General features: G+C 68.9%; 11 protein-coding genes and 2 pseudogenes. 5 read left to right on the top strand and 8 right to left on the bottom strand.

Annotated features, from left to right (window positions below):
- Window positions 1-111 precede the first annotated feature (111 nt).
- From ABD323_RS25290 to ABD323_RS25270, 5 genes and pseudogenes are all read right to left on the bottom strand, one after another.
- Window positions 112-1,089, bottom strand: a pseudogene (locus ABD323_RS25290) (ADP-ribosylglycohydrolase family protein).
- A 49-nt stretch (window positions 1,090-1,138) separates the two neighbouring features.
- On the bottom strand, window positions 1,139-1,372 hold the full coding sequence (locus tag ABD323_RS25285; protein ID WP_344444244.1) for a hypothetical protein: 234 nt from the start codon (window positions 1,370-1,372) through the stop codon (window positions 1,139-1,141).
- A 216-nt stretch (window positions 1,373-1,588) separates the two neighbouring features.
- On the bottom strand, window positions 1,589-3,154 hold the full coding sequence (locus tag ABD323_RS25280) for a hypothetical protein (protein ID WP_344444243.1): 1,566 nt from the start codon (window positions 3,152-3,154) through the stop codon (window positions 1,589-1,591).
- Between the two features lie 328 nt (window positions 3,155-3,482).
- Complete coding sequence (locus ABD323_RS25275) at window positions 3,483-4,325, bottom strand: hypothetical protein (RefSeq protein WP_344444242.1); 843 nt, start codon at window positions 4,323-4,325, stop codon at window positions 3,483-3,485.
- A 640-nt stretch (window positions 4,326-4,965) separates the two neighbouring features.
- Window positions 4,966-5,712, bottom strand: a complete 747-nt coding sequence (locus tag ABD323_RS25270) for a hypothetical protein (RefSeq protein ID WP_344444241.1) — start codon at window positions 5,710-5,712, stop codon at window positions 4,966-4,968.
- Here ABD323_RS25270 and ABD323_RS25265 point away from each other — a divergent pair, their 5' ends adjacent.
- Both ABD323_RS25265 and ABD323_RS25260 read left to right on the top strand, forming a co-directional pair.
- Entirely contained in the window at window positions 5,713-6,369 is a 657-nt protein-coding gene (locus tag ABD323_RS25265; protein ID WP_344444240.1) for an ATP-binding protein, read from the top strand.
- Window positions 6,363-7,073 (top strand): hypothetical protein, encoded by a 711-nt coding sequence (locus ABD323_RS25260; protein ID WP_344444239.1) that lies wholly within the window; start codon window positions 6,363-6,365, stop codon window positions 7,071-7,073. The genes ABD323_RS25265 and ABD323_RS25260 overlap by 7 nt, the downstream gene beginning before the upstream one ends.
- Window positions 7,074-7,077: 4 nt before the next feature.
- On the opposite strand, the pseudogene ABD323_RS25255 reads toward ABD323_RS25260, so the two are convergent.
- From ABD323_RS25255 to ABD323_RS25245, 3 genes and pseudogenes are all read right to left on the bottom strand, one after another.
- Window positions 7,078-7,518: pseudogene (locus tag ABD323_RS25255) on the bottom strand (transposase); the annotation flags it as partial.
- 60 nt (window positions 7,519-7,578) lie between these two features.
- Window positions 7,579-7,824, bottom strand: coding sequence for a hypothetical protein (locus ABD323_RS25250; protein ID WP_344444238.1), 246 nt, complete (start codon window positions 7,822-7,824; stop codon window positions 7,579-7,581).
- The gene (locus tag ABD323_RS25245) at window positions 7,793-8,086 is read right to left on the bottom strand and encodes a hypothetical protein (protein WP_344444237.1); all 294 of its coding nucleotides are present in this window, start codon (window positions 8,084-8,086) and stop codon (window positions 7,793-7,795) included. Before ABD323_RS25245 ends, ABD323_RS25250 begins: the two co-directional genes overlap by 32 nt.
- A 497-nt stretch (window positions 8,087-8,583) precedes the next feature.
- On the opposite strand from ABD323_RS25245, the gene tyrS reads away from it, so the two are divergent.
- The 3 genes from tyrS to ABD323_RS25230 form a co-directional block, all read left to right on the top strand.
- Window positions 8,584-9,990, top strand: a complete 1,407-nt coding sequence (tyrS, locus tag ABD323_RS25240) for a tyrosine--tRNA ligase (RefSeq protein ID WP_344444236.1) — start codon at window positions 8,584-8,586, stop codon at window positions 9,988-9,990.
- 67 nt (window positions 9,991-10,057) lie between these two features.
- Window positions 10,058-10,720, top strand: a complete 663-nt coding sequence (locus ABD323_RS25235) for a hypothetical protein (RefSeq protein WP_344444235.1) — start codon at window positions 10,058-10,060, stop codon at window positions 10,718-10,720.
- 1,018 nt (window positions 10,721-11,738) lie between these two features.
- Window positions 11,739-12,549: ALF repeat-containing protein (locus tag ABD323_RS25230; protein ID WP_344444234.1), on the top strand; the 811-nt coding region annotated here is incomplete at its 3' end.

The following is a 12,549-nucleotide window of genomic DNA, read 5'->3' as shown; positions in this document are numbered from 1 at the left end:
ACGCTCTACGCCCCGAATCACCCCGTGCTACAAGTTGGTCGGGCAGCGGGGCCGACGGGGCACGACCGGCGGGGCCCGTCTCCCACCGCTGCCGGGCCTGGTGTGCCGCGATCAGGTCGCGGCACCAGGCGTACGACGCCTCAGGGCCCAAACGCCCCGGACGCCGGCTGGGGCTTCCTCACTACCTGGCCGCGCCGGCAGGCGCATGACCCATCCACCCTGGCCAGGGAGAGGTAAGCGGAGGGGTTCTGGCCAGCGGGCTGGGACGGCGTCGAGGCCGTAGATTGCGCCCGCCAAGCCGCCGGTGACGGCGGCGACGGTATCCGTGTCGCCACCGAGGTCGACCGCGGCACGCACAGCCGCCTCGAACGAGGTGGTGGTGCGTACCGCCCAGACGGCGGAGCCCAGGCAGGGCCAGACCGCGCCGTTGTACTCGGTAGCGTCGCCCGGATTCCAGGTGGGGGCGAGGACGATTTCCAAGCGCTCGCGGTGATGGGGACTCACGTGGGTGAGCACCTCCGGGAGGCCCGCCAGTGGCTCGCCGCCAACCAAGGCCAGGCGGACCGACTCGTGGAAGATGGCAGTGCCTTCCCAGGCCGCGCTGTCGCCGTGGGTCAGGGCGGGGATCCGTCGGGCGGCGTCCATGGTCGCCTGCCGGCCGTCGCGGGCGAAGTACACCGCCGAGGTCGCCGCCCTCATCAGCGAGCCGTTGCCGGCGGCGCGCAGGTTGACTTGGAAGTGGACGGCTGCGGCGAGGTCCTACGGCATGTCGTTGGTCAGGACGTCCTCCGTCTGCAGCCCGATGTCCTTGGGCTCGGAGACGGCCCAGCGCTGGAAACGGGCGAAGATGTCCGGCAGGTCCAACCCGCCGTGATCCAGCAGCGACTCGGCGGACCATCACGGCCATCTGCGTGTCGTCCGTGGCCTCGCCGATCTCCCAGCCACCGCCCCCGCACATCTCACCGCCGGGCGCCGACACCGGGAAGCGGTCGAGAACACCCCGGCAGGGCCGAACTCGAACTGGGCTCCCAACGCGTCCCCTGCTGCGGAGCCGACCACAGCTGCGGCCGCACGCTGATGGTCGATCACATCGTCAGGCTACCGAAGCCCTCGCCAGCTCTCGGCCGTCCCGCTGCCCTCACGTCGGGTAACAACCCTGGTGGTCCCTCCAACGTGATGCCTCGTCGTTGGGCCGGTCGTGGCTGGCGAACACACCGAGGTGGTCGGCGAGTGCCCGTCCCACCTCCTCGGCCTCCCGAGCCTCGGGCCAGCGTGAGACAGTCCCACTGAACCATCGGATGTCGCCGCCGTGCCGGATCAGCGCGAGCTGGTGGTCGCTCTGCGGATCAGCCGTGAGCGCGAGCAGCACCACGAACCAACCCAACCAGACCCCGCCAAAACCTGTGCCGCCCAGATGCGAACCCGACGGTGGTTCGGTACAGAGTTGAAGCCAGACACCGGTCTGGCTTCAGAGCACCCCCTCACCGGTAACCGGTCGGCCCCAGGCAGGCGGGCAGCCGGATCGCGGATCAGAACTGACGGTGCCATCGCTCCGGCTGCCCCGCAGCTGGCTCAGCCAAAGTAGCCATCAGCCGCCGGCACTGCCGGACGGATCAGGAACGGGCGACGAAGCGCCGCCCAGCATCGCCGTCATCTCCCGAGCCAGCAGGCGCAGAGCCTCGGTCGGGCGCGGCAACTCCGTCAGCAACGTGGTCCCGGCCGCCAGCGCTGCCCGAGCGACGGCAGGCGGGCCGATCGTCGTGGCCTCGTGGGCGATGCGGAGGTGCTCCTCGGTGACATTGAGACCGAGACCCAGTGCACGCCAACCGAGGGCAGGGCACTGCGGTTCCGAAAGGTCGAGTTCGAGTACCAGTTGGTCACTGGGCGGTGGCGGGGGCGGGCCATCGAGAGCGGCGACGGCCTGCTGCAGGGAGTGCCAGGCTGCCTCGATGTCGCCGGCTCTGCGCTGCAGGGAGGCGAGGTCGACCAGTGCCGCACCGCGATCCGCGGGGTCGTCCTGGAGAGACGCGTGCAAGTGCCGGGCGCGAGCTGCCTGCGCGAAGTCCCCGAGTCTTGCGAGCTCACCGGCAAGGCTTGCGAGCAGGGCAGCGTCACGTGGCCCGGCGTCATCGAGCAGACGTAGCAACGCGGTGCGGGCCAGCTCGGTGCGCCCCTGGCGGCGGGCCAGCTCCGCCCAGGTGAGCTCAGGCTCGTCCCCCGGGTCTACACCGTAGTTGGACTCGTCGAACTCGGTCGCCCACCTGATCAACTCCGCTGTGGTGTCGGGGAATTCTCCGAGTAGGCAGTGGGCATCGAAGCTCGTTTCGCGGAGAGAGCGCAGGAGCTGGTGGTCCTGGTCCTGGCCGTGCAGGCCCACGAGCACTGCGGCCCGGCGCAACTCCTCCGTGGCGCCGTGCCGGGCCTCGCGCTGGAGCAGAACGCGCAGGAACGGCAGATCCGTCGCGCGTCGGTCGTACTGGGCTGCGCGCAGGGCCATCGCCCGCCGCGACGCATTGCCCGCCACCTCGGACCAGCAGGTGGGATCAGTGCGCAGCAGGACCAAGTCCGTCCGACCGGGCTCAAGGACGGTCTGCCACAACGGTGGGCGCGGCAGTCGGTCCAGCAGCTCGTAAGCACAGCCCTCCTGCGTGTTGAGGAGGAGGAAGTCGGGCTCAGTGCGCAGCAGGGCCTGGTGCAGGCGGCGGATCAGCTGCGGTTGCAGGATCTCGCGCAGTCCCAGTGCGGCGAGCAAGGCGGTGCGGTAGTCGTCGAGGTCCGGGTCGTACTCGCGGAGCTCGTCCTCAGTGTCTGCCGCCGCTGCCGCGAGCGTGGCGTCGTCGGCGTGCGGGTCGAGACCGGTGTAGTCGCGCCAACCCGGCAGGCCGATCAGGACTTCCAGAGCCTCGTCCACACCGTCGGCGATCAGTCCGGCCTCACCCTCGGAACCGGCGTACAGCACCTCCCCACCCGCACAGACGAAGAACGTCCCGCCGGTATCGTCCCCCGCGACCGCCGCCAGCCCAGCACCCGAGGCCAGCCGCACGGCCTCGCAGTGCTCGTCCCGGGCAATGTCGAAGTTGAACGGGTACGCCGCGAGTTCCGCGAGATCGGGACGCTCTCGGAGCAACTGGAGGGCACGGGGATGGCCTGTCATGGCGGGACGCTAGCAGCAAGCTCTCCGGCTCGCCGTGCTGCCCTCAGTTCGACTCGGGTGGGCTTCGACTGCGGCCCCGGCCACTCCCCGACATCCTGCTGAACGAAGACAGCCCCGAGTAGACATCGAGCCCTTGGACCGCTGATAACGGCTACTACCCGGGCCGGACGAAATCCAGTGGTTCCTCATCAGTACTGGTCATCACGGTGGCCATCATGGGCTGCGGCACCGACAGCAAGCAGCGGGAGGCGCCCAGCGAGAACCAGCTCCGTGCCTCGGCACTGTTGGTCTCTCGGCACCGAGGAGGGGTCGGGAGACCAACAGGGTGTCACTTCTCTTGGGTGTCGGGGAGTCGAAGTCCGAGACGTCCCGCCGCCCACCAGGCTCGTCGGCGCACTACTGGGTTCGGGTCGTCGAGGAGCTCCTGCACGTGCTCGGCCCAACCAGGTCGGCGAAGGAGCGCTGCGTACATCTCCCGAATACGGTCGAGGTGGCCCGGTGGCCAGTCGAGCCTGGCGGTCATGCCGTTGGTGAGGTCGTCGGCCAGCGCTCGGATGGAGGTGAAGCGACCCAGAGTGGGTTCCAGCTGCGCGATCTGCTGGGCGTAGGCGGTGAGCATGGCGCAGGCCTGCGGGTGGTGGGCGAGTGTGCCGCCCATTCCCCCGCACTCGGTCATGATGCTCAGCAGTGCGCCGGTGTGGTCGACCACCTCGCTGTCGGCAGCGGGATCGGCGATCGCCTCGTGGACGGCTGTGACTCGGGCGACCTTCGCCGCGAAGTAGCCGTTGAGGAAGTCGCCGTCCGCCGCACGTCGCAGCAGCCAGGGGCGGGCGCGGGGGTCGGCCAGCCTGCAGAGTGCTTCGACGACGTAGACGCGGCCCCATCCGCTCACCCGGTCGGCGAGCCACAGCAGTGCGGGTATGCCATCCGGCAGTTGCTCGAGGGCACGGGCGGCCAGCGAGCCGAAGTGGTTGGAGAGCAGGCCGATGGTCTGGATCAGCGGGATGTCCGCTTCGGTGGCCGTCTCGGCGAGCAGGGCTAGACCGGCCGTCGCCACCGAGCGGCTGGTGCCGTGGCGGACTAGGTAACGGCCCACGGTGCGGATTCGGTCCGAGTCGTGACGGGCGACCAGCGCGGCGATGGACCGGTCACGGTGGATCGGCACGTCCAAGCCTGCAAGTGCACCCGCCATCAACCGGAGCCCGGCGGGACTCAGCGGTCTCGTCAGGCGCTGTTCGAGTAGAGCCGCGACATCGTGCCCGCGGCGTGCGTAGTCGCCAGCGTGGTGGCGACTACGGCGCTCGTGGGAGGCTCGGCGGCCGTCGTCCTCGTCGGGGTACGGGTGGCCGTCCCGGTGGAGCGAGCCGTCAGGGGTCGCGCGGTGTAGGCGCAGCGCATGTTGGTGGAGCGGGACTCGCGGGCCGAACCCGGTCGGCCCGTTGATCGCGCTCACCAGCGGGAGGCGGACTCGATTCTGTTCGTCATGGGACGTGATGCTGCCAGGCTGCCCTGCAGTTCGGCAAGGCCCTTGATGTGCGTGGAAGCGCGATTCGACAGCACTACGATGCCGACAAATAGGGCAATGGCGTACCGTCAATCGCGCCTCCATCACTCAAAGGACTGAAGTCGAGCCACATGCCAACCGCTGCCGCCGCCGCACGGCCATGACATCAGGACGCAGACGCCAGCCAAATACCAGGTGTCGGCTGCAACGGGTCATCTGGGAGCAGCCAGATCCAGCTCCCCCCAACACCCCCGACCGCTGTCGGCTCACGGTCTGTATCCGGCCTCGGACACATAGAAGATGCGGGTCATGACTCAACAGTCACGACCCGCTTCTTTGCGTCGTAGACCAGTTTGAGGCCGAATGCCTCGTAGAGAGGCGCCTTCCGCTCGGGTTTCGCCTGCATGAGCCGGTCGGTCAGGTTACCGAGCTTGGCGATCACCGCCTGGACCTGGTCGCCCGTCAGGGTGGGCGGTGCTTCGGCGGTGAGCTGGTTCAGGCGCTGCTGGGCGGTGGCCTGGTCGAGGCGAGCTTCGTTGATCCACCCGGCGACGGTGGCAGGGTCACCGCCGGCGTCAAGGGCGGCGCGGTAGCTGGTGAGCCGGGCGGCACTTGTGTCCAGGTCGCGGCGTGCTGCTTCGAGGACGGCGGGGTCAGGGCCGCTGACGGCCTGGGCTTCTTGCATTTCGTGAATGGTGCGCTTGAGCCTGCCGGGCGCGAAGACGGTACCGATCCAGCTGTCGAGGACAGGGAGGAGCACGTCCTCGCGCAGGTGGACGGTCAGCGGGCGGTCGAGGGCGTGGCTCTGGGCGTATTCGCTGGAGTAGCGGCAGCGGTAGTGGGGATGGCCGTTGTTGAAGTTGCCCTGCATCTTGCGCATGCACACGTAGGGGCCTTCGGTGGCGCGAGGCTTGCGCTCGGTGGCTTGGCTGGTGGCGCGGGCTTTCAGTTTCAGCTGGACCTGGTAGAAGTCGCCGGTGGTGATCAGGGGCTCGTGGGCGATGCCGGTGGATTTGATCCACTTTTCGGGGTCGTTCCACCGAAGCTTGGTCACGTGGCCGAGGGCGACGTCTTCACCCGCCGTGAGACCGTTGCCTTCCAACGGCGCTTGCAGAAGGCGAAGTTCGAGCAGCAGGTTACTCTGGAGGAGTTCGACTTCGCCGGTTCTCCGAAGCTGCCAGCAGTCCAGATCCGCGACCTGGCCGCCCTGCACTGGCTCCATGCCGGCGAGTCGGTGATCTTGTTCGGTCTGCTCGACGTCGGCACGACACACGTCGCCCAAGCTCTCGGCCACCTCGCCGTCCGCCAGGGCGCCAACGTCCGCTTCGCCAAGACCAGCCGGGTCCTGGCCCAGCTCGCCGGCGGCCACGCGGACCGCACCTGGGACGAGCACATGCGAGAGCTGATCCGACCCGACGTCCTCTTCCTGGACGACTTCGCCATGCGGCAGCTGAGCGCGGCCCAGGCCGACGACCTCTACGAGCTGCTCTCCGAGCGGCAGGGACACTCGCTGATCATCACCAGCAACCGGGCGCCCAGCAACTGGTATCCACTCTTCCCCAACCCCGTCGTCGCCGAGTCACTCCTGGACCGACTGATCAACACCAGCCACCAGACACCTCACGGTGCGAAGCCGACAGGTGGACCTCGGGCAGTGCCCGGGGCAGTCGAACAGAGCGGCTCTTCGTGCGCCAGAATCGGCGCATGGTGACGGCTCGGCACTGGTACTCCTCGGCTCCCGTTGTGGACGGTCTCCCGTTGCTGAAGGACCCCGGCTTCTGGGCTGCACACCTGGTCGATCTGTGCGGCAACGTGCCGCCGGAGGTCTTCGGGGTGGACAGCGCCGATGCCAGCGCCATGCTGGAGCGCCTGCACGACAAGTCGGCCTGGCCGATGTTCACGGTCCCGCTGGAGGGCGGGTTCTCGATCGTCGTGCACTACAACAGCGGCGAGGACTATACGAGTACGGACTACTTCCTGGTCAGTCCGGGAAGCACGGACGTGGTCCTGGCCAGCACGGACCAGGACCGCATCGGCCCGGGCCTGTGCTGGGCGGAGCTCACCGCGTTCCTCCACGCCCCGGACGGAGTGGACGGGGTCACCGATCCCCATGCCCGGTTGCTGCTCCTCCTGCCTGTACTGGGCGACTCTGCGGTTCCCGAGGAGGCCGTGACCACCGTGCTCGCGGCGCTGATCGCCCACGGCGCTTCCGAAAGGTCTGAAGCACTGGCCCAGCTCCTGCTCGCAGGTCACCCGATGTGGGGCGCCCAGCAGTGGGCGTTCGACACGGATGAGCGGAGCTGGATCTGCGACGGCGAGCACAGTCAGCGGCAGACCCCGCTCGGGGTCCACCTGCCGCCCGACCGACGAGCCGCGCTGGAAGACTGCCTCGGCGCTGCCGAGCCCGCTGCCTGAACCATCAGGCAGCAGCAGCCACGACCGGTACCGGGAACGCGGTCTGCTCGTCGAAGAGTCGGCGGCTCTTGAGGTAGTGGTAGAGCTGGCCGAGCATGCGGTTGAAGAGGTTGCGTTGGCCGGCGGCGTGCCGGTCCCCGGCGTCGTCGCGGCGGTGCCGGTAGTGGGCCATGGCACCGGGCGAGTTGGTCAGGGCGGCGAACGCCCACAGGTAGCCGGCGTGGTTGAGCCAGTCGTTCTTCACCCATCGGCGGGTGATGCTGGACTTCTTCCCGGAGGCCCGGGTGACGGGGGAGGCACCGGCGTAGGCCTTCAGGCCGCGGGCGTCGGCGAACCGGGTGCGGTCGTCGCCGATCTCGGCCAGCACCCGGGCGCCGAGCTGGACGCCGAGACCGGGGAAGCTGAGGATGACCTCGGCGTCCGGGTGCTGAGGGAACGCCTCCTGGCCAGATAGGGGGTGACTGGGCACTCGACGACGCGCACCCGTAGCAAACGACAGCCGTGATCAAGTGGCCAGGCGGGAGAGCTGGAGCAGGTCATCACGTCTGGCCTCGATCAGCTGCAGCGCCCGCGCACAGTCCCCTTCGTCATAGGCGCGCCAGCTGGCGTCTTCAGGCTCCTGGAATTGCTGGCGTCGCTCCAGCTTCCACAAGTCATAGCCGTCGACCGCGAAGTCCCGCTTCCGGAAATCATCTCGATAGACGTCGAGAGGGAGCCGGTCACCTGGCGCATCGCCAAAGAGGGCACGCATCCGGCAGGTCCGCCTTCGCGGCGAGGAGGGTGACCCGAGGAATGACCACGAGACGCTCCCCCTCACCGACAACCAGGTCCTGAGGGAGTCGAGCCTTGTAGGTCTCAGTCAGGTCGCGTCCGACGACAGCGATGTCGCCATTGTCGAGCTCCCAGATGTCGGGACAGCCGTCCCGTCCTCCAGTCGTGCCCAGCTCGGTCGGCGACTTACCCACGCGCCGGGTCAGCACGGCGTCGGGATCCGCGTCCCAGGGCTGGCCCATCACTCCTCCAGAAGCTCGCGTCACCATTCAGCTACGTAGCGTACAAATTGATCTGACTCAGCGTCAATTGTTCAGTGATCGACGTCGGCAACCTTGGCCGAAACACGTTCGATCGGCGAGTCAACCACCAGCTTCGCGGCCCTCGCCTGACGAAACCCAGCGTCTCGTCACCCGCACGACCATCCCGCCCGCCTTGGCCACCGCTACCGCGCCCGCGCCGCCAGCCACCGCATGGAAGCCCACCTCCAACTCCTCCGCGGCCACTGCCCGGTTACGGCCTGGCTCCACACCTTCGCCATCGCTACCCGCGACCTCCTGCTCGCCCACCCCCGACGACCCCCAGCAGCCGTCCCAGCCCCGACGATTCCTCCGCCGCTTCGCCGAAGGGCCAGGCAAATAAGCAAATGCAGCCCCGCGCACCACGCTGCTAGCGTCACGTGCCTCCCCCGATACCCGCTGGCCACGCCGGCCGACAGACCCAGGAGCGTAACGACGCCATGAGCCGTCTCAGCGAGTCCGTAGTCCGCGCCATGGAGATCCTCAAGGGGTCGGACCTGGCCGCGGACTATACGGTCGCCCGGCTCTTGGAAGAGACCCACAGTCGCCGCTCGCTGGACCTGTCCGACCTCTCCCCGGCCGAACAGGCCGCGCTGGTCGAAGGCCGCGCGATCAACGTCATCCCCTCCGCGTCCGCGCTCGCGGAGAAGATCACCGCTGCCCAGGCAGAGGGTCGGCCACTCGTCGTCAAGTACGGCATCGACCCGACGTCCCCGGACGTTCACCTGGGCCACTCAGTGCCGATCATCATCGCGTCCCGCTTCCAGCGCATGGGCCACCACGTCGTCTTCATCATCGGCGACGTCACCGCCAAGATCGGCGACCCGTCCGGCCGCTCCTCCGAGCGCCCGGCACTCACCGATGCTGACATCGCCCACAACCTGAGCGGCTACCAGCAACAGGTCACCCCGTTCATCGACTTCACGCGCGCCGACCTCCGCTTCAACGGCGAGTGGCTGAACAAGGTCAGCCTCCCCGAACTGGTGGGCATCCTGGCCCACGTCCCGGTCTCGATGACCCTCCAGCGCGACGACTTCCGCAACCGCCTCGCCGCCGGCGACGGCCTCTCGGTCGCCGAGTTCGTCTACTCCGTCGTCATGGCCCTCGACTCCGTGGCCATCGACGCGGACGTCGAACTCGGCGGCGTGGACCAACTCCTGAATCTCCAGATGTGCCGCAAGGTCATGGAGATCCGCGAGCAGACCCCCGAGGTCATCATCACCACCCCGCTCATCGAGGGCACCGACGGCACCGGCGCCAAGATGAGCAAGTCCAAGGGCAACTACGTCGGACTCTCCTCCTCCCCGGACGAGATCTTCGGCCGCGTGATGTCCATCCCCGACCACCTCATCGAGCCCTACCTCAAGCAGCTCACCGAGTGGACCGACGAGGAGATCACCGCCGTCACCGCGCGCGTGGCCGACGGCACCGCGCACCCCATGGCCATCAAGCGGATCCTCGCCGGCGAGGTCACCGCCACCCTCCACGGACTGGAGGCCGCCGAGGCCGCCCGCGCCGAGTTCACCGCCCGCTTCTCCAAGCGGACCTTCGGCGAAACGCAGAACCTCCCGGCCATCTCCCTCAAGGAGCACGCCGACACCCCACTGGTCACCGTGCTCACCCAGATCCTCGGCTTCGCCCCCAGCAACTCCGCCGCCCGCCGCGTCGCCGCCCAGAACGGCCTCCGTCTCATCGCCGAAACGGCGGACGGCGAACAGCACACCACCCAGCTCGACCAGGACACCACCCAACAGCCGCTGTCCGCCCTCGTCAGCGAGGCCGACATCACCGGGGAAGCGACCTTCTACCTCAAGGCAGGCCGAAAGATCGCCCGCATCGACGCGTGACGAAGACTGGCGTGGGGTGGAGCCGGGTTCGACCTACATCCGCAACGTCACCACCAGGAGCGGGGCGGTGGACTCCTTCGGACTCGGGATGACCCTCTTCTATCTCTGCTCCGGCAAGGACCCTTACCCGGGCCAGCACACCGGGGTGCAGTGGCGCGGCGATGTCCATCAGGCGACCTCCGCCATTACCGGCACCACCTGGCAGTCACTGCCCCGGCGGTATGCCCGCTGCGTGGTCGGCGCGACTGCAGAGGGCCAGTTGGCGAGGATCGACGTGCCGGCCATCCACGATGAGATGTCCCGGCTTCGGGCCGCCCATCTGGATCCGGAACAGGTGACCGACACCGAGCTGCTCGCTGAGGGGATCGCAGCCCGTAGCGAGGCGATGCGCAACTACGAGTGGGATGCCGACACGTCCAGTGCGTTCTACGCTCCGCCCACCGGCGTTGTTTACCAGCTGCAGGGGGACGAGTCGAAGGCCCGGATCCTGCTGGACATCAGCTTCACGTCCCGAGGCCAGCACGATCGGAGCAATCTGACGAAGTATCTGAACAGCAAGGGGCCGGGTGTGGTGGGCGCGCTCCGAAAGGGGAAGTGGCACGTGACCGACGAGCAGCACGGGCAAGGCCAGCTCAAGGTCAGCGCCTGGATCGACGCCGACCAGGCCCGGCAGGGCCTGGACCGGTTCCCCAGGACCGTCGATGTCGCGGGCGATCTGCTCAGGTTCTGAGCGCCTGGCCACAAAGCGTCAGGCTCAACGAGGTCGCAGACGTTGCCGGTGAGCTTGACGCCGTTGGCGGTGGCGGGGCGGGCGCGGGAGTTGAGGATGTCCCGGACCCTCGCCGTCGACGAGCGGGGGATGGACGATCCGGTCGAGACGCTCCGCGGTGCGCCGCTGTTCCAGCGCAGGGTGGTGGTGCAGCCGACGTCAACTGTGCCTCCTGGCACCGGGCGCCCAGCGCCGTGGGTGCCGGCGCCGAGGCCGGGTCGGGGGCGCGTCATCAGGCGGGGGGAAGCGTCATCGAATCGTAATGGTCGAGGGGTGGGGTCGCGTCTTCTCATAAATCCTTAATGTCCGCATCCCGGGTATCAGGATTCGGATGCGCCGGACGCGATTTCCCGTGCGGCGTCTGGTCGTCGGTCAGCTGACCGGAGGGCCCACCGGGTTCCTTGACGTGCTGGATTTCCTCTCGATAGCGTCCGATCGATTCTTTCTTGCCAGCTCGGGGGTGCTGGTTCGCTCCCAGGCGCATCTCCCTTTCTGGAGTCCCTGTGGATACCGTTCGCAGACTGGCCCGGCCCGTCGGCGCGGCCCTTGCGATCCCCGCCGGCGTCCGGATCCCGGCGACCGCCGCCCGATGCCGCCACACCGGCGAGAGGCATCCCGCGCCTGGCTCCGCACGGCCGGCTGCGGTTTCCGACACGGGACCTGACCACGCGTCACCGGCGCGCCGCTCGGGGGTTTCCGCACGCTTCGACGCGCGGGACCGCACCACCTCGCTCACCGGCTGACGTCCGCGGCAACGCATCGGCGTCACCGGAGGCCGTGCCGTCTCCGGGAGGCAGGGTGCCTGCCGGAGACGGCACGCCGAACGAACACGGGGTCGACCCGCTCGCGCGAGACGGCGCTTCCCGCCTCCGCGCGCACCCCGAAGGATCTCCCCCCACCGCCGGCACCCCCGCCGGTGGCCATCACGGCACTTCGGTGCCCGAAACAGGAATGAGACGGCGAAGCTCCCATGACTCCCATGAGGATGTCACTGACATCACGGGCCCGATCACGGCTGGCAGCCGGGTTCGTGGCCGCCAGCCTGCTGACCGGGCTGCTGACGACTCCCGCGGTGGCGGCCGACACGGCGCCCGCCACCGCCGCGGACCCGGACCGGGTCAAGGCCGTCGCGGCCTGGCAGGCCGGCGGGTCGGCCGTGCGCCACGCCGCTGAGACGGCGCTGACCGGTTCGGCCGACGACCTGAAGGCGTTCCTGACGAGCGGCCAGGCCGCGGCGACCGACCAGGACCTGCGCACACAGATCGAGACCCTGGTCGCGAACTCCGGTCCCGGGGTTCGTGCAGCGGGCACGGCCGCGCTGAAGGGCTCGGCCGACGACCTGAAGAAGTTCCTCGACAAGGGGGCCCAGAAGGCCTACGAGGACGACCAGCGGGTGCGGCTGTCACAGATCATGTCGGCCGGCGGACCGGGCGTGAAGGCCGCCGCCGGCAAGGCCCTCGACGGCACCATGACCGACGTCGACCAGTTCCTCGACCAGGGCCAGTTCAAGGCGCGGGACGACGACGACCGCGTCCACCTCTCCCAGCTGATGGCCTCCGGCGGGCCGGAGGTGAAGGCGGCCGCCAGCACCGCGCTGAACGGCTCGATGGACGACGTCCAGCAGTTCCTGCAGTACGGCTACCAGACCGCGGCCGCCCACGACCAGGAGACGATGACGGTCGCCCAACTGGCCGACCTCACCAAGACCGCCTCCGCCCAGGCCGGCGCCCAGGCGCAGACCGCCAAGGACGCGGCCGGCAAGGCCGTCGACGCCACCCTGCTGGCCAAGC

It is taken from the genome of Kitasatospora nipponensis (assembly GCF_039528135.1).
In the GTDB taxonomy this organism is placed as follows: domain Bacteria; phylum Actinomycetota; class Actinomycetes; order Streptomycetales; family Streptomycetaceae; genus Kitasatospora; species Kitasatospora nipponensis.
This window is presented reverse-complemented; position numbering and strand designations above follow the sequence as displayed.